16 protein-coding genes are annotated in these 16,134 nt (G+C 73.5%); 11 read left to right on the plus strand and 5 right to left on the minus strand.

Annotated features, from left to right (window positions below):
* Positions 1 to 78 precede the first annotated feature (78 nt).
* The 3 genes from EV567_RS20100 to EV567_RS20110 form a co-directional block, all read right to left on the minus strand.
* Positions 79 to 483 (minus strand): RidA family protein, encoded by a 405-nt coding sequence (locus tag EV567_RS20100; protein WP_130442040.1) that lies wholly within the window; start codon positions 481 to 483, stop codon positions 79 to 81.
* A gap of 182 nt (positions 484 to 665) precedes the next feature.
* A complete protein-coding gene (locus EV567_RS20105) occupies positions 666 to 1,103 on the minus strand; it encodes a class F sortase (RefSeq protein ID WP_242620914.1) in 438 nt (145 codons plus the stop codon).
* A gap of 226 nt (positions 1,104 to 1,329) precedes the next feature.
* Positions 1,330 to 2,157, minus strand: a complete 828-nt coding sequence (locus EV567_RS20110; RefSeq protein ID WP_130442044.1) for a DUF4397 domain-containing protein — start codon at positions 2,155 to 2,157, stop codon at positions 1,330 to 1,332.
* A gap of 599 nt (positions 2,158 to 2,756) precedes the next feature.
* On the opposite strand from EV567_RS20110, the gene EV567_RS28255 reads away from it, so the two are divergent.
* The 4 genes from EV567_RS28255 to EV567_RS20130 all read left to right on the plus strand — a co-directional run bounded on the left by EV567_RS28255 (position 2,757) and on the right by EV567_RS20130 (position 5,394).
* Positions 2,757 to 2,993, plus strand: coding sequence for a hypothetical protein (locus tag EV567_RS28255; RefSeq protein ID WP_242620915.1), 237 nt, complete (start codon positions 2,757 to 2,759; stop codon positions 2,991 to 2,993).
* Between the two features lie 72 nt (positions 2,994 to 3,065).
* Entirely contained in the window at positions 3,066 to 3,266 is a 201-nt protein-coding gene (locus EV567_RS28260) for a hypothetical protein (RefSeq protein WP_242620916.1), read from the plus strand.
* 113 nt (positions 3,267 to 3,379) lie between these two features.
* Positions 3,380 to 4,069, plus strand: a complete 690-nt coding sequence (locus tag EV567_RS20125) for a response regulator transcription factor (RefSeq protein ID WP_165430435.1) — start codon at positions 3,380 to 3,382, stop codon at positions 4,067 to 4,069.
* The gene (locus EV567_RS20130; RefSeq protein ID WP_130442050.1) at positions 4,066 to 5,394 is read left to right on the plus strand and encodes a HAMP domain-containing sensor histidine kinase; all 1,329 of its coding nucleotides are present in this window, start codon (positions 4,066 to 4,068) and stop codon (positions 5,392 to 5,394) included. The genes EV567_RS20125 and EV567_RS20130 overlap by 4 nt, the downstream gene beginning before the upstream one ends.
* Positions 5,395 to 5,400: 6 nt before the next feature.
* Here EV567_RS20130 and EV567_RS20135 read toward each other — a convergent pair whose 3' ends face one another.
* Positions 5,401 to 5,904: a CAP domain-containing protein gene (locus tag EV567_RS20135; protein WP_347400498.1), complete on the minus strand. Its 504-nt coding sequence runs from the start codon at positions 5,902 to 5,904 to the stop codon at positions 5,401 to 5,403.
* Positions 5,905 to 5,917: 13 nt separating this feature from the next.
* On the opposite strand from EV567_RS20135, the gene EV567_RS28510 reads away from it, so the two are divergent.
* The gene (locus tag EV567_RS28510) at positions 5,918 to 6,070 is read left to right on the plus strand and encodes a hypothetical protein (protein WP_347400499.1); all 153 of its coding nucleotides are present in this window, start codon (positions 5,918 to 5,920) and stop codon (positions 6,068 to 6,070) included.
* A complete protein-coding gene (locus EV567_RS28265) occupies positions 6,067 to 6,282 on the plus strand; it encodes a hypothetical protein (RefSeq protein WP_242620946.1) in 216 nt (71 codons plus the stop codon). The genes EV567_RS28510 and EV567_RS28265 overlap by 4 nt, the downstream gene beginning before the upstream one ends.
* A 329-nt stretch (positions 6,283 to 6,611) precedes the next feature.
* Here EV567_RS28265 and serC read toward each other — a convergent pair whose 3' ends face one another.
* Positions 6,612 to 7,730, minus strand: coding sequence for a phosphoserine transaminase (serC, locus tag EV567_RS20140; protein WP_130442054.1), 1,119 nt, complete (start codon positions 7,728 to 7,730; stop codon positions 6,612 to 6,614).
* A 120-nt stretch (positions 7,731 to 7,850) separates the two neighbouring features.
* Here serC and EV567_RS20145 point away from each other — a divergent pair, with 120 nt between their 5' ends.
* The 5 genes from EV567_RS20145 to EV567_RS20165 all read left to right on the plus strand — a co-directional run bounded on the left by EV567_RS20145 (position 7,851) and on the right by EV567_RS20165 (position 16,127).
* Positions 7,851 to 10,769 carry an FAD-binding and (Fe-S)-binding domain-containing protein gene (locus EV567_RS20145; RefSeq protein ID WP_130442056.1) on the plus strand — a complete coding sequence of 973 codons (2,919 nt, stop codon included), beginning with the start codon at positions 7,851 to 7,853 and terminating at the stop codon, positions 10,767 to 10,769.
* Between the two features lie 156 nt (positions 10,770 to 10,925).
* A complete protein-coding gene (locus EV567_RS20150; protein ID WP_130442058.1) occupies positions 10,926 to 11,876 on the plus strand; it encodes a DMT family transporter in 951 nt (316 codons plus the stop codon).
* 167 nt (positions 11,877 to 12,043) lie between these two features.
* Complete coding sequence (locus tag EV567_RS20155; RefSeq protein ID WP_130442060.1) at positions 12,044 to 12,856, plus strand: TIGR03084 family metal-binding protein; 813 nt, start codon at positions 12,044 to 12,046, stop codon at positions 12,854 to 12,856.
* Positions 12,853 to 14,532, plus strand: coding sequence for an acyclic terpene utilization AtuA family protein (locus EV567_RS20160; RefSeq protein ID WP_130442062.1), 1,680 nt, complete (start codon positions 12,853 to 12,855; stop codon positions 14,530 to 14,532). Before EV567_RS20155 ends, EV567_RS20160 begins: the two co-directional genes overlap by 4 nt.
* Positions 14,529 to 16,127, plus strand: coding sequence for an acyl-CoA carboxylase subunit beta (locus EV567_RS20165; protein WP_130442064.1), 1,599 nt, complete (start codon positions 14,529 to 14,531; stop codon positions 16,125 to 16,127). The genes EV567_RS20160 and EV567_RS20165 overlap by 4 nt, the downstream gene beginning before the upstream one ends.
* Positions 16,128 to 16,134: the final 7 nt, after the last annotated feature.

The raw sequence follows: 16,134 nt of genomic DNA on the forward strand, positions 1-16,134 counted from the left end.
CCGGGTACGAGGGCGACCCTCCGCCTCGCGACCGCACGCTCCCCACGCTCGAACCGAACTCGCGTGCCGGGCTTCTGTCTATGGCTTCACGTCGAGACGTACGAGCGCGCCGATCTCAACGAGTTGTTCCGGCAGTGCCAAGTCGGAAATTCCCATGACCGTGCTGGCGGGCCGGTGCTCCCCGAAGTACTCGGCGTGGAGACGCGCTGTCGTGTCGAAATTCTCCCGCAGGTTCCTCACCAGGACCGTGGTCTCCACTATCTGGCTACGCTCGGCCCCGCACTGCCTCAGCACCAGGTCCAGATTCTCCAGCGTGGTTCGCACCTGCAGTTCGAAGTCGCCTGCGCCCACGAAGTTGCCGTGACCGTCATGAGACAGCTGTCCTGAAACGTAAACCGTGTCACCGACCTGGGTGGCCTGGCTGTACCCGTACAACGACTCCCACGGCATACCGAAACCGAATCTCTTTGCCTGGGTACTCATGAACTACTCCCCTGGAACAGTGCGCGGGACCGTCGATTGCAGACAGGCTCCTTGCATTCGGAAGTTACAGGTTCGTGCAAACGATTCTTGTCCGGCAGTGAAGTCGTAGTGTTCTCTGCGTGCACAAACGGCGGGCGCCGTTCGCGTCCTGGCAACGGCGATGACTGTCGGGATTCTCCTCGTCACCACCGCCTCCCGGACCCGATGGGCGCCGCGGTGACGACGAGGTTGGAGAGGTAGCCGCCCCGCTCGGGGACGTACGGGGGCGCGCAGGTGATGAGAGTGAGCACGGGGGCGCCCGAGCGGCGGAACGCCGACGAGGGCAGTTCGTCCTTGGGGACCGTGACGCGGGAGAGGATCCGGTAGCGCACCGGGGGCGCCCCCGAGCGGCGTACCTCCACCCGATGACCTCTCCGCACGTCGTACAGCGCGGCGAATTCGCCCAGGTCGCCGGAGTCCGTGTCGACGTGGCCGACCAGCACGGTCGAGCCCTGGGCACTGCCCGGCGCCGGGCCGTAGCGGTACCAGCCGGCCGTGGCCGGGTCGTCGGGGACGGTCATGTCGCCCCGCTCCGTCACGCCCACCGGGATCACGCGCGCGTCGAGGTCCACGTCGTCCACCAGGATCCGTACGGGTGGGCCATGCTGCGGCGCGGCCGGTGACGGCGGCTTCGGGAATGCTTCCGCGGGCCGTCGCGGTGCGGCGGCAGTGGAGGGGGGACGGCCCGACGGGGCCGCCGCGAAGTCCTCCGGGAGCGCGGACTGTTCCGGCGGCGGTCCCGTGAGGCCGATGGTGGCCGCCAGTGCGGCAGCCACCATGATCGGGCCCGGGCGGCGACGCCTGCCGTCACCCACGTCGGCCGGCGAAGCGGCGGGCCGTCAGGACGACCGTCACCGTGACCACCCCGGCCGCGGCGGCCCACGCCGGCCACATGTCGGAGGAGTCCGGGTTGACGGCGGCGCCGCTGCCGCCCGCGTCGACGCCCCGGGGGGCCGATGCCATGCCGCTGAACGACTGGGTCGCCAGGGCCAGGTTCTTGTCGGCGGCGCTGCCCCAGGCGTAGACGACGTTGCTGGTGCCCTCCTTCAGGGGCAGGTCGACCGGGCCTATGGCCACGGTGTCCGTCCCGGCGAGCACCACATCGGCGTTGACCGTGCCCGCGTCGACCTCGGCGGTGTCCTGCTTCGGGTTGGTCAGGTCGGTGAAGACGGGCTGCCCGCCGGCCCGGACGTCCACTGCGGGAGCGGCCGCGACATGGCGGACCGTAAGACGCGACTTGCCGGCGTCGACTCCGGAGACGTCGTTGGTGAAGGCCGTCAACTGCGGCTTGCCGTCGGCGGAGAGGTGCGCGGCGACCGTGGCGTTCCCGCCCTCGGGCACCTCGACCTTCTTCTCCAGGGCCGGAGTCCCCTCCGGCCCCTTGCCCGCTTCGAAGATCTTGATGTCGTAGGTTCCGGCGTCGAGGGACTGCGGGTTCGTCACGGTGCCGGGCTCGAAGTCGCTGAGCAGCTCGTCGCCGTTGGCGTACACGTCCACGGTCAGTCCGGGGATGCCGTGGAAGACGGACACCATGGCCTTGTCCTGCTGGTCGGCCAGGGCCGGGGCGGCCGCGCCGAGGGCCAGGGCGCAGGCGCCGGCGGAGGCTGCGAGTGCGACGGGGAATCGGGAGCTCATGGGGATCTTCCCTTCGAAAGGAGTCTCGATCCTGCTTCGCGGGTGGCGGCCGCATCGGATGCGCAGCCGGCCGTGCTCGTGCGAGGTGGTCACGCGCCCGGGTCGGGGCACAGACGGCTTCTGCGCCCTGACGGCGACGCGGATGCCGCCCGTCGAGGCGGCGCGCACGGTGCGGGACGAAGCACCACCGGCAGCGGGCACGGACGGGCGTGCCGCCGGGACCGCGAGTGCGATGCCGGGCTCCCTCGCCCAGGCCGGGGCGGCGCAGCCGGGGCGGCGCGGCCGGGAGCGGACCCGCCCGGCCCGCTGCCGGGTCCTCGCCCGGGGCGGACCGGGCCAGGCACCCCGCCGAGGCCTCAGCGGGAGCGGCCCCGGCCGCACACCCCTGGGAAGCCTCGACGCAAGCGGACCCGGCAGGGACCGCCGCCGCAGCCCGCGCGAGGTCCGCCACCCGCCGGCGCCCCGCTGAGCTCACCCGCCCATCCCCGCGCAGGCTGCCGCACTGGTCGAACCGGCGTGGACACCACCGAGCCGGCCCGGCGCAGCCACTGTCAGCGACGATCCGCCACCCCCCGCAATCGGATGGATCACGAAGTCGCATGGAGTCCCAGGGGCGTCACCACGACACCTCGCGGACGTCGGCCCTGCTCTGCGGCTGGGTCGTGGCGGTGATCTCAGACCGGTGGCGGCTCGCCGAGAACGTCACCGTGAGCGTCTGCGCCTCTGTCCGGCTCGTAGTCACCGTGAACCCCCGGTTCGGCACCGCCGAGACCAGGCACACCGCGTCGTCGCCGAACCGCACGGTCGCCTTGCCGCCCTCGGACGGCACCGTGTAGACACCGGCGCCGCCTTCCCGGCACCCCGAGCCGTCCGCGCCGGCCGGCGTCTCCCGGGCACTGGCGCGCGCGGTGGGCGTCGGCGGTGGCGTCGGGCTGGGATCGGTCGCCGGCTCGCTGCTCCGGGGCGGCGGGCTGGGCCTGCGGCTGCTCGCCGACGGGCTCGGGGAGGGTTTCGCGGTGGTGGGACTCGGCCGCGGGGACTTGACGGGCTCACTCGGCGCGGACTGCGCGACCGGCGCGGTCGGCCGGGTCGACCCCACCACGAAGTGAATCGTGAGGATGACAGCGGTGACACTGGCTGCCGTACAGGCCAGCCATATGATCAGGTAGCGCAGGAGGCGGAACACGGCACCATAGTGACGGACCGGCTAACGTGCCTGCCCATGGCCTCCGTACTTGTCGTCGAGGACGACCCCGTCATCCGGGCCGCGCTGATCGAGGTCCTGACCGGGCACGGTTACGCGGTCAGGACCACCCATCAGGGTTTCGAGGCACTGCGCGAGATCACCCGGAGCCCGCCGGACATCGTGGTGCTCGACCTGGGGCTGCCCGATCTCGACGGTCTCGACGTGCTGCGCATGATCCGGGGCATTTCCCGCGTGCCGGTCCTGGTCGCCACCGCCCGTGACGACGAGAGCGAGATCATCCGGCTGCTCAACGCGGGGGCCGACGACTACCTGGTCAAGCCGTTCTCCGGCGGCCAGCTCGCCGCCCGGCTCGCCGCCGTGCTGCGCCGGTCCGTGCCCGCCGACGTGACTGCGGCCCAGCGGCCCGTCCTGCAGGTGGCGGACCTGCGCATCGACCCGACCGCGCGCACCGCGCACCTGGCCGGCCGGGAACTGCCCCTGACCCGCCGCGAGTTCGATCTGCTCGCCTACCTCGCCGACCACGCCGACCAGGTCGTCTCCCGGCAGCGCATACTCGCAGAGGTGTGGCAGCAGCCGTACCTCGAGGACCAGACGGTCGACGTCCACCTCTCCGCGCTCCGCCGCAAAATGGGAGAGAAGGCGCGAAAGCCCCGCTATCTGCGCACGGTTCGCGGCCTGGGCATCAAGTTGGTCAGCTCGCCATGAGACGTGCCCTCGCCGGGATCGCCCTGGCCGTCACCTCGATGGTGGCCCTGTCCTTTCTGATCCCTCTCGCCCTCCTCGTGCGCGAACAGGTGCGGGACCGGGCCACCACGGCCGCCGAGCAGCGGGCGTCCGCCCTGTCTCCGGTGCTCGCCCTCACCACCCGGCGGGCCGACGTGCAGCAGGCCCTCGCCGAGCTCGGCTCCTCCGACCAACTCGTCGTACGTCTGCCCGACGGCGACTTCGTCGGCACCCCGCACGCGCCCCGGGCCGCACTCGACCGAGCCGTGCGCGGGCGCGAGACGCTGGCGGTGGACACCGCCGGCGGCTGGGTCTACCTCCAGCCCGTCGTCCTGCAGGGCGACCGGGTCGCGGTCGTGGAGGCCTTCGTGCCCGTCGCGGACCTCACCCGGGGCGTGGTCGCTTCCTGGGGCGTCATGGCGCTGCTCGCGCTGGGTCTGGTCGGCGGTTCGGTACTCGTCGCCGACCGGCTCGGCGCCCGCGTCGTCCGCTCGTCGCGCAGTCTCAAGCGCGCCTCACTGGCGCTCGGCTCCGGTGATCTGGACGTGCGTGTCGAGCCCGACGGCCCGCCCGAACTGCAGGAGGCCGGTGCGGCGTTCAACACCATGGCCGACCGCGTCCTCGACCTGCTCGCGGTGGAACGCGAGCTGGTCGCCGACCTCTCGCACCGGCTGCGCACCCCGTTGACCGCTCTGTACTTGGAGGCCGACCGGATGGGGCCGACGCCCAGCGCCCGGCGGGTCGCCGAGGCGGCCGGCCAGCTGGAGAACGAACTCGACTCCATCATCGCCGCGGCACGTACACCGCTGGCGTCGGCGCAATCGGTCCGTGCGGCGGCCGGCGCGGCGAAGGCGTGCGACGTCGCCGAGGTGGTCGCCGTGCGCCTGGACTTCTGGTCGGTCCTCGCCGCCCAGCAAGGACGACCCTGCGAGCGCTCCCTCACGCCGCGACCGGCGCCCGTGGCCTTCCCCGAGGACGACCTCGCGGCCGTCGTCGACGCCCTGATCGGCAATGTCTTCCGGCACACCCCGGAGGGCACCGCCTTCGCCGTGCGTGTGGAGCGGGCGGATCGGCACGTGTTCCTCACGGTCGACGACGCGGGACCGGGTGTGGCGGACCCCGACGCAGCGCTCACACGGGGGGTGAGCGTCGGAGGTTCGACGGGTCTGGGCCTGGACATCGTGGCCCGGGCGTCCCACGCGGCGGACGGCGAACTGACGATCACCCGGGCGCCCTTGGGCGGCGCCCGGGTGCGGGTGTCGTTCCTGCTGGCCGACGTGGGCGGGGCCGGCGGCGGGGTGCGGTGAGCGGGGTCAGCGACGGGCGCCGAAGTCCTGCGTCCACCAGGGGCCGCCGTCGCCGAAGTGGACGCCCACGCCCAGCTCCTTGAAGGAGCAGTTCAGTATGTTCGCGCGGTGCCCGGGGCTGTTCATCCAGGACTTCATCACCGAGGCGGAGTCCGCCTGGCCCTGGGCTATGTTCTCGCCCAGGGTCGACCACTGGTACCCCGCGGCCTCGACCCGGGTCGTCATCGTCGAACCGTCGGGGCCGGTGTGGGACATCACGCCGCTGTTCGCCATGACGTCGCTGTAATCGTCGGCGGCCCGGGTGAGCCGGTCGTTCGCCGTGACCGGTGAGCAGCCCGCCGCGGCCCGCTCCTTGTTGACCAGCGCGAGCACCTGGGCCTCGGGCCCGCCATCGGACTGCGAACCCGATCCGGAGTCCGGTCCGGTGCCGCCCGGCCGCGCGCCGCCGGAACCGCTCGCCGACCCGCCGCCGCTGCTCTTCGCCGTCGTCCTCACAGGCGCCTTCGACACGGGGACGGTCGTCTTGCGTGCACGGGTGGTCGGGCTCGCCGACTGCTTCCGCTTCTCCTTCGGCTTCGCGCTCGGCGAGCTGCTCGCCGTGGTGCTCGGGCTCGCCGAAGCAGAGGCGAGCGGCGCGGCACTGTCGCCGGAGTCCCCGGCACCCGGCGTCCCGTGAGTGCTGTTCGCGACCACCCGGTCCGAGGCGTCGCCGTCCTCGCCGCTGACGACGGCCACGGTGATCCCGACGCCCACGAGCGCAGCGACGGCTCCCATGGCCAGCGCGGGACCGCGCCTCTTCTGCCCACCGCGGGGGCGGGCGTGGAAGCGGGACGGGGGAGCGGCTCGGCGGGAACCCATGCAGGACACCTCGGTCTGTCGGTCGGCTGACTCGGTCCCCTGCCCGGTGGCCGCGATCGCGGCCACCGGACCTGTGGGGGGTTTTCGAGAGCCTAGGACCAGGCCGGGGCGGGGAGCTGTGTTCGAAGGGCATCTTCAAGAAGCCTTAAGAGAGCCGCCAAAGTCCGCTGAGAAACAGTGGCCGTGGGGGCGCGCAGGCAGGAGCGCAGGACGGCGAGTTCGTTCTCCCGGAGGGAACGCCGTGGTGGCGCCGGCTGGGTGCAGAAGTGCGGCAGCGCCGTGACCCCAAGGACCCCGCGGACACGGCGAAGGGCGCCCGGTGCCGTCACCGAGCGCCCTTCGTCGTGGTGCCCTTGGGGCTAGAGCTGTTCGATCACGTAGTCGACGCACTTCGTCAGTGCCTCGACGTCCGCCGGGTCGATCGCCGGGAACATCGCGACGCGCAGCTGGTTGCGGCCGAGCTTGCGGTAGGGCTCGGTGTCGACGATGCCGTTGGCGCGCAGGACCTTGGCGACGGCGGCGGCGTCCACCTCGTCGGTGAAGTCGATCGTGCCGATGACGGCCGAGCGCTTGGCCGGGTCGGTGACGAACGGGTCGGCGTACTTGACGTCCTCGGCCCAGCCGTAGAGCGTGCGGGCCGAGGTCGCCGTGCGGCGCACCGACCAGTCCAGGCCGCCCTGGCCGTTGATCCACTCGAGCTGCTGGTTCAGCAGGAAGAGGGTCGACAGGGCCGGGGTGTTGTACGTCTGGTTCTTGCGGGAGTTGTCGATCGCCGTCGGGAGCGAGAAGAACTCCGGGACGTGGCGGCCGGAGGCGTGGACGCGCTCGGCGCGCTCGATCGCCGCCGGGGAGAAGACGCCGATCCACAGGCCGCCGTCGGAGGCGAAGGACTTCTGCGGGGCGAAGTAGTAGACGTCCGTCTCGGCGATGTCGACGGGGAGGCCGCCGGCGCCGGAGGTGGCGTCCACGAGGACCAGCGCGCCCTCGTCGGCGCCCTGCACCCGCCGGACGGGGGCGGCGACGCCGGTGGAGGTCTCGTTGTGCGTGAAGGCGTAGACGTCGACGCCGGCCTCGGCCTCGGGCTCGGGGTGCGTGCCCGGGTCGGAGGAGATGACGGTGGGCTCGGCGAGCCAGGGGGCCAGCTTGGCGGCCTTGGCGAACTTCGAGCTGAACTCGCCGAAGCTGAGGTGCTGCGACTTGTTCTCGATCAGACCGTGGGTCGCGATGTCCCAGAAGGCGGTGGAGCCGCCGTTGCCCAGGATCACCTCGTATCCGTCCGGGACCTGGAACAGCTCGGAGATTCCCTCGCGGACCTGGCCGACCAGGTTCTTGACCGGGGCCTGGCGGTGGGAGGTGCCGAGGAGTGAGGTGCCGGTGGCGGCCAGGGCGTCCAGCGCCTCGATCCGCACCTTGGAGGGGCCCGCGCCGAATCGACCGTCGGCGGGCTTGATGTCAGCAGGAATCTGGATCTCAGCCACGCAGGCGAGCGTAGCCGTTTCCGTAATCGCGGGCGAAACCTCGTCCGTCGGGTGAGACGAGAATCAGGGGGAGGGCATGGTCCAAGGAACCCAGGTGCGGACGGCTGATCGGCGGGACGGATGTCGGATCTCGAGAACGAACTGCGCAAGGCCGTCAGGGGTGACGTCGGGTTCGACGTCACCTCCCGGGCGCTGGTCACCATGGACGCCTCCAACTACCGTCGCGTCCCGCTCGGCGTCGTCGCCCCGCGCGACGCCGACGACGTGGCGGCAGTGCTGGAGGTGTGCCGGGAGCGCGGGGTGCCCGTGGTGCCGCGCGGCGGGGGCACGTCGATCGCCGGGCAGGCCACCGGCGTCGGGGTGGTGCTGGACTTCACCCGGCACATGAACCGGCTGGTCTCCCTGGACCCGGGCGCGCGCACCGCCGTCGTCCAGCCGGGGCTGGTCCTCGACCGGCTCCAGGAGGCCGCCGCGCCGCACGGGCTGCGCTTCGGGCCCGACCCGTCCACCCACAGCCGCTGCACGCTCGGCGGGATGATCGGCAACAACTCCTGCGGCTCGCACTCGGTGGCCTGGGGGACGACGGCGGACAGCGTACGCGAGCTGGACGTGGTGACCGCGCGGGGCGGGCGGCTGCGGCTCGGGCGGGGGTGGAGCGGAGCGCCGGACGGCCTGCGGGAACTCGTCGACGGCGAGCTGGCCCGGCTGCGCACCGGCTTCCCCGAGCTGCCCCGCCGTATCTCCGGTTACGCGCTGGACGCCCTGCTGCCGGAGAACGGCGCCGACGTGGCCCGCTCCTTCTGCGGCTCGGAAGGCACGCTGGGCGTGCTCACGGAGGCCGTCGTCCGTCTCGTCGAAGCGCCACGCGCGCGTGCGCTCGCGGTGCTCGGCTACGCCGACGAGACGGCCGCCGCCGAGGCCGCGGCCGGGCTGCTTCGGTACGGGCCGCTGACGGTCGAGGGCATGGCGGCCGACCTGGTGCCGTCGCCTGCGGGGCTGCCGCGGGGCGGGGCCTGGCTGTTCGTGGAGACGGGCGGGGACTCGGCGGGCGAGGCACGCACGCGTGCGGAGGCCGTCGTGCGCGGGGCGGACGTCCTGGACGCTCTGGTCGTGACGGACGAGGCCGGGCAGCGGGCCCTGTGGCGGGTCCGCGAGGACGCCAGCGGCACCGCCACCCGGATGCCGGACGGTTCGGAGGCCTGGCCCGGCTGGGAGGACTGCGCGGTTCCGCCGGCCCGGCTCGGCGCGTATCTGCGCGACTTCCGGGCGCTGCTCGCCGCACACGGTCTGCGCGGCACGCCGTACGGGCACTTCGGGGACGGCTGCATCCACGTCCGCATCGACTTCGACCTGCTCGGCGCGGCGGGCGTGGCGCGCTTCCGCCGCTTCTCGGAGGAACTGGCCGAGCTGGTCACGGCACACGGCGGCTCGCTGTCGGGCGAGCACGGCGACGGACAGGCGCGGGCGGAGCTGCTGCCGGCGATGTACGGCGCGGACATGGTCGCCCTCTTCGAGCGGGCGAAGGGGGTGTGGGACCCGGACGACCTGCTCAATCCGGGGATGCTGGTGCGGCCCGCGCCCCTGGACTCCGGTCTGCGCTTCTCCGTCCTGCCCCGCGAGCCCGTCGACGTGGCCTTCGGTTACCCCGGCGACGGCGGCGACTTCTCGGCGGCGGTCCGGCGCTGCGTCGGCGTCGCCAAGTGCCGTACGACGACGGCGTCCGGGCCCGCCGTGATGTGCCCGTCCTTCCGCGTCACCGGCGAGGAACAGCACTCCACGCGCGGGCGTGCGCGACTGCTGCACGAGATGCTGGCGGGCGAGCTGGTGACCGACGGCTGGCGCTCTCAGGAGGTGCGGGAGGCGCTGGACCTGTGCCTGTCCTGCAAGGGCTGCCGCTCGGACTGCCCGGTCGGGGTCGACATGGCCACCTACAAGGCGGAGTTCCTGCACCACCACTACGCGGGCCGGCGACGCCCCGCCGCGCACTACAGCATGGGCCGGCTCCCGGTGTGGCTGCGCTGGGCGAGCCGCACGCGCGCGGTGGCGCTGTTCAACGCGCTGGCCTCGACGGGGCCGGTCGCGTGGGCGGTGAAACGGGCGGGCGGGATCGCGCCGGAGCGGACGATCCCACGGCTCGCGCGGGAGACGTTCAGCCGCTGGTGGCGGCGCAGGCGCCCCGCTGACGGCACGGGCGATCTCGTCGTGCTGTGGCCGGACACGTTCACCGAGCATCTCTCGCCGTCCGTCGGACGGGCGGCGGTGCGGGTGCTGGAGGCGGCGGGGCTGCGGGTCGCTCTGCCGCCGACGCTGCGGATGCGCGGACGGCCCGTCGGCGACGCCCGCTCCCGCTCCGCCCTGCGGCTGCTGACGGCCCGCCGGGGGCGCGTCTGCTGCGGGCTGACGTACGTCTCCACCGGGCAGCTCGACCACGCGCGCGTGGTGCTGCGCCGCACGCTCGACCTGATGGAACCGGTGCTGGAGACGGCGGCCCCGGTCGTCGTCCTGGAGCCGAGCTGCGCGGCCGCCCTGCGCACCGACCTGCCGGACCTGTTGCCCGACGACCCGCGCGCGGCGCGTCTCGCCGCCCGCGTCCTCACCTTCGCGGAGACCCTGGAGCGCCACGCCCCCGACTGGACTCCGCCGCGCCTGGACCGCCCGGCGGTCGGCCAGACCCACTGCCACCAGCACGCGGTGCTGGGCGACGCGCCCGACCGCCGCCTGCGCGCGGCCGCCGGCCTCACCGGCGAGCTGGCAGGCGGCTGCTGCGGCCTGGCCGGCGACTTCGGCTTCGAGAAGGGGCACTTCGAGGTCTCCGAGCGCTGCGCGCAGGAGCAGCTCCTGCCCGCCGTGCGCGGGGCTCCCCCTGAGGCGGCGGTCCTTGCGGACGGCTACTCCTGCCGGACCCAGCTGGAACAGCTGGCGGGAGTGCGGGGGCGGCATCTGGCGGAGGTGCTGGCGCAGGCGTTGGAAGGGGCGTCCGGTGAGAAGACGTCCGACGCTTCCGGGGCACCCGAGGGGCCCAGGGTGTCCGGGATCTGAGATGACGGAGTGACAGCGGCTAATCCGCTTCACACTCCTGTCCTGGTGCACTAACGTGGACTGGAAAGTACATCTTGCTGAACGCATGCGCCTCGTCGCCCCGTGTCGTCGCCGTCGGCGCCGGCGCTCTTCCCGAGCTGAGATCCAGGACCGCCCGTGAGCACCTCCGACACCGCCGCCACGTCGACCTCGTCGTCCCGGTCCGCCTCCGCCCCCACGGGGGCGGGCGCCGGTCCGGGCGGGCGCCGGGGATCCCTCGGGCCCGTCGGGCTCGTGCTCGCCGGGGGAGTGTCCGTGCAGTTCGGCGGCGCGCTCGCGGTGACCTTGATGCCGAGGGCGGGCGCGCTGGGCGTGGTGGCGCTGCGGCTGCTGGTGGCGGCCGTCGTGCTGCTCGTCGTCTGCCGGCCGCGGCTGCGCGGGCACTCGCGGGCCGACTGGGCCACCGTCGTCGTCTTCGGCGTCACCATGGCCGCGATGAACGGCCTCTTCTACCAGGCGGTCGCCCGCATTCCGCTGGGCCCGGCGGTCACCCTCGAAGTGCTCGGCCCGCTCGCCCTGTCCGTCCTGGCCTCGCGCCGCGCCGTCAACCTCGTCTGGGCCGCTCTCGCCCTCGCGGGCGTCTTCCTGCTCGGCGGCGGCGGATTCGGCGACCTCGACCCGGTGGGGGCGGCGTTCGCCCTGGGCGCGGGCGTGATGTGGGCGGCGTACATCGTCTTCAGCGCCCGCACGGGCCGCCGCTTCCCGCAGGCCGACGGTCTGGCGCTGGCCATGGCGGTGGGCGCGCTGCTCTTCGTGCCGCTGGGGCTCGCCGAGTCCGGCGCCAGGCTCCTCGACCCGGTGACGCTGGGGCTCGGGGCCGCCGTGGCGATGCTGTCCTCCGTCCTGCCGTACACCCTCGAACTCCTCGCCCTGCGCCGCCTGCCCGCCTCCACGTTCGCGGTCCTGATGAGCCTGGAGCCCGCCCTCGCCGCCCTGTCCGGCTTCCTCGTCCTCGACCAGACCCTCTCCGCCGCGCAGGCCGCCGCGATCGCCCTCGTCGTCGCGGCGAGCATGGGGGCCGTGCGGACCCAGGTGGGACGCGTCAAGACGGCTGTGCCGGAGGCGTGAGGCGCGGCTGTCCTCGGCCGGCGCGCCGCACCCGCGCGTACGGCAGGGCGGTCACGCGTGCGTACGACACGGCCGGCACCTGTCGGCGGGCCGCACGCGTGCGTGTCCGTGCAGCAAATAATGCAAGCATGCTTGCTTGTTTCTAGGCCCGCTGCCATGCTCCCCCCATGGCCGACCCCACGCCCGTGCTAGCCGACCTGCGTGCCGAGAGCGACGAACTCGACCTATTGGTAGCCGAGTTGACGTCCGATCAGTGGGCGCTCCCGACGCCCTCCCCCGGCTGGACCGTCGCCCACCAGATCGCGCACCTCGCCTGGACCGACCGTTCCTCCGTGCTGGCCGTGACCGACCAGGCCGCCTTCGCCCGCGAGGTGGAGAAGGCGCTGGCGGAACCCGGCGACTTCGTGGACAACGGCGCGAACGAGGGGGCCGGGAAACCGCCCGCGCAGCTGCTCGCGGACTGGCGGGACGGGCGCGCGGCCCTCCAGGAGGCCCTGGCGGCGGTTCCCGAGGGCGCGCGTCTGCCCTGGTACGGCCCGCCGATGACCGCCGCCTCCATGGCCACCGCCCGGCTCATGGAGACCTGGGCCCACGCCCGGGACGTGGCGGACGCGCTGGGCGTGACGCCCGAACCCACCGCCCGGCTCCGGCACATCGTCCGCCTCGGCGTGCGCACCCGTGACTTCTCCTTCGGCGTGCATGGGCTCTCCGTGCCGTTCGAGGAGTTCCGCGTCGAACTGCTCGGCCCCGGCGGCGAGCTGTGGACGTACGGCCCCGAGGACGCCGCCGACCGCGTCACCGGCCCCGCCCTCGACTTCTGCCTCCTGGTCACCCAGCGCGCCCACCGCGCCGACCTGGCCCTGCGCGCCGACGGACCCGACGCCGACCGCTGGCTGGACGTCGCGCAGGCCTTCGCGGGCCCGCCCGGCGCCGGCCGCCCGCCGAAGTCCGGCGACAGCGGGAAGGGCCCGGTCCGGTGACCGCGCCGCTGCGCGTGGGCAACGCCTCGGGCTTCTACGGCGACCGCTTCGACGCCCTGCGCGAGATGCTCACCGGCGGCGAACTCGACGTCGTCACCGGCGACTACCTCGCCGAACTCACCATGCTGATCCTCGGCCGGGACCGGCTGAAGGACCCCTCCGCCGGGTACGCCCGCACCTTCCTGCGCCAGCTGGAGGAGTGCCTCGGTCTCGCGCACGACCGGCGCGTCCGCGTCGTGACCAACGCCGGCGGCCTCAACCCGGCCGGACTCGCCGACGCCGTGCGTGAACTCGCCGGCCGCCTCGGCGTCCCGGTGCGGGTCGCCCACGTCGAGGGCGACGACCTCGGCCCCCGCCACCCCGGCAGCCTCACCGCCCACGCCTACCTCGGCGGCTTCGGCATCGCCGCCTGCCTGAAGGAGGGCGCCGACATCGTGGTCACCGGGCGGGTGACCGACGCGGCGCTGGTCACCGGGCCGGCCGCCGCCCACTTCGGCTGGGCTCCGACCGACTTCGACCGGCTCGCGGGGGCCGTCGTCGCCGGGCACGTGCTGGAGTGCGGCACGCAGGCCACCGGCGGCAACCACGCCTTCTTCCGCGCGGGCGACGTCCGCCGCCCCGGCTTCCCGCTCGCAGAGCTCCACGCCGACGGCAGCTGCGTCATCACCAAGCACCCGGGGACGGGCGGCTTCGTCGACGTCGGCACGGTGACCGCCCAGCTCCTGTACGAGACCGGCGGCGCCCGGTACGCGGGCCCTGACGTCACCGCCCGGCTGGACGCCGTACGGCTCACCCAGGACGGGCCGGACCGGGTGCGGATCGACGGCGTGCGGGGCGAGGCCCCGCCGCCGGACCTGAAGGTCGGCCTCAGCCGGATCGGCGGCCACCGCAACGAGGTCGTCTTCGTGCTCACCGGCCTCGACATCGAGGCGAAGGCGGCGCTGGTGCGGCAGCAGATGGGGGATGTGTTCGAGAAGGCGCGCCCGCAGGAGGTGGACTGGGAGCTCGTCCGCACCGACCGGGCCGACGCCGACACCGAGGAGGGGGCGAGCGCGCTGCTGCGGCTCGTCGTCCGCGACCCCGACGAGGCCGTCGTCGGACGCGCGCTGACCGGCGCGGCCGTCGAGCTGGCCCTGGCGAGCTACCCCGGCTTCCACGTCCTCGCCCCGCCCGGAAGGGGCTCCCCCTACGGGGTGTTCGAGGCCGCCTACGTCCCGCAGGACACGGTGGAGCACACGGCCGTCCTCGACGACGGACGCCGCGTCCCGGTGCCCCCGCCGGCCGTCACCCTCGCCCTCGACGCCGTACCGCGGCCGCCCCTGCCCGGCCCCCTCCCGGCCGGGCCCGTGAGGAAGGCCCCCCTGGGGCTCGTCGCCGGGGCTCGCAGCGGGGACAAGGGCGGGGACGCGAACGTCGGGGTGTGGGTGCGCACCGACGAGGCCTGGCGTTGGCTCGTCCACACGCTGACCGTCGACCGGTTCCGGCAGCTGATCCCGGAGAGCGCCCGGCTGACGGTCACCCGGCACGTCCTGCCCGAGCTGCGCGCCCTGAACTTCGTCGTCGAGGGCCTCCTCGGCGCCGGCGCCGCCTCCCGGCACCGCTTCGACCCGCAGGCCAAGGCCCTCGGCGAATGGCTGCGCTCCCGCCACCTGGACATCCCGGAGGTCCTGCTGTGACCGTCCTGCCGTCGGCGCTGGATCCCCACGGCCCCGACTTCCGCGCCCACCGCGAGGCGATGCTCGCCCAACTCGACGAGCTGACCGCCGAGCACGCCAAGGCGCTCGCGGGCGGCGGCGAGAAGTACGTCGCCCGGCACCGCGCGCGCGGCAAGCTCCTCGCCCGGGAGCGCGTCGAGCTGCTCCTCGACCCCGACACGCCGTTCCTGGAACTGTCGCCGCTGGCCGCGTGGGGCAGCGACCACGCCGTCGGCGCGTCGCTCGTCACCGGCATCGGGGTCGTCGAGGGCGTGGAGTGCGTGATCACGGCCAACGACCCGACCGTGCGCGGCGGCGCGAGCAACCCGTGGTCGCTGAAGAAGGCCCTGCGGGCGAACGACATCGCGCTCGCCAACCGGCTGCCCCTCATCAGCCTGGTCGAGTCGGGCGGCGCCGACCTGCCCTCCCAGAAGGAGATCTTCATCCCGGGCGGGGCCGTTTTCCGCGACCTGACCCGGCTGTCCGCCGCCGGCATCCCGACCCTCGCCGTCGTCTTCGGCAACTCCACCGCCGGGGGCGCGTACGTCCCCGGCATGTCCGACCACGTGATCATGGTCAAGGAGCGGGCGAAGGTGTTCCTCGGCGGGCCGCCGCTGGTGAAGATGGCCACCGGCGAGGAGAGCGACGACGAGTCGCTGGGCGGCGCGGAGATGCACGCGCGCGTGTCGGGCCTCGCCGACCACTTCGCCGTCGACGAGCCGGACGCGTTGCGGCAGGCACGCCGCGTGGTCGCACGCCTCAACCACCGCAAGGCGTACGAGGATCCCGGCCCGGCCGTCCCTCCGAAGTACGACCCCGAGGAACTCCTCGGGATCGTCCCAGGCGACCTGCGCACACCCTTCGACCCGCGCGAGGTGATCGCCCGGATTGTCGACGCCTCCGACTTCGACGAGTTCAAGCCCCTGTACGGGACGAGCCTGGCCACCGGCTGGGCGACCCTGCACGGCTATCCCGTCGGCATCCTCGCGAACGCCCGGGGCGTGCTGTTCAGCGAGGAGTCGCAGAAGGCCGCCCAGTTCATCCAGCTCGCCAACCAGCGCGACGTCCCGCTGCTGTTCCTGCACAACACCACCGGCTACATGGTCGGCAGGGAGTACGAGCAGGGCGGCATCATCAAACACGGCGCGATGATGATCAACGCGGTGTCCAACTCGCGCGTCCCGCACCTGTCGGTGCTCATGGGCGCCTCGTACGGCGCCGGGCACTACGGCATGTGCGGGCGGGCCTACGACCCGCGCTTCCTGTTCGCCTGGCCCAGCGCAAAGTCGGCCGTCATGGGCCCGCAGCAGCTCGCCGGGGTGCTGTCCATCGTCGCCCGCCAGTCGGCCGCCGCGAAGGGACAGCCCTACGACGAGGACGGCGACGCCGCGCTGCGCGCCATGGTGGAGCAGCAGATCGAGTCGGAGTCGCTGCCGATGTTCCTGTCGGGGCGGCTGTACGACGACGGCGTCATCGACCCGCGCGACACCCGCACCGTCCTCGGGCTGTGCCTGTCCGCCGTCCACACCGCGCCCTACGAGGGCGCGCGCGGCGGCTTCGGCGTCTTCCGGATGTGAGGGGAAC

Origin of the sequence: Streptomyces sp. BK239, from assembly GCF_004217285.1 — a bacterium.
In the GTDB taxonomy this organism is placed as follows: Bacteria; Actinomycetota; Actinomycetes; order Streptomycetales; family Streptomycetaceae; genus Streptomyces.

Coding starts and splice junctions, on each gene's coding strand:
- EV567_RS20110 (WP_130442044.1), bottom strand. CDS start 2,157: ATGAGCTCCCGATTCCCCGTCGCACTCGCAGCCTCCGCCGGCGCCTGC.
- EV567_RS20100 (WP_130442040.1), bottom strand. CDS start 483: ATGAGTACCCAGGCAAAGAGATTCGGTTTCGGTATGCCGTGGGAGTCG.
- EV567_RS20130 (WP_130442050.1), top strand. CDS start 4,066: ATGAGACGTGCCCTCGCCGGGATCGCCCTGGCCGTCACCTCGATGGTG.
- EV567_RS28255 (WP_242620915.1), top strand. CDS start 2,757: ATGGAGTCCCAGGGGCGTCACCACGACACCTCGCGGACGTCGGCCCTG.
- EV567_RS20155 (WP_130442060.1), top strand. CDS start 12,044: ATGGCCGACCCCACGCCCGTGCTAGCCGACCTGCGTGCCGAGAGCGAC.
- EV567_RS20145 (WP_130442056.1), top strand. CDS start 7,851: ATGTCGGATCTCGAGAACGAACTGCGCAAGGCCGTCAGGGGTGACGTC.
- EV567_RS20125 (WP_165430435.1), top strand. CDS start 3,380: ATGGCCTCCGTACTTGTCGTCGAGGACGACCCCGTCATCCGGGCCGCG.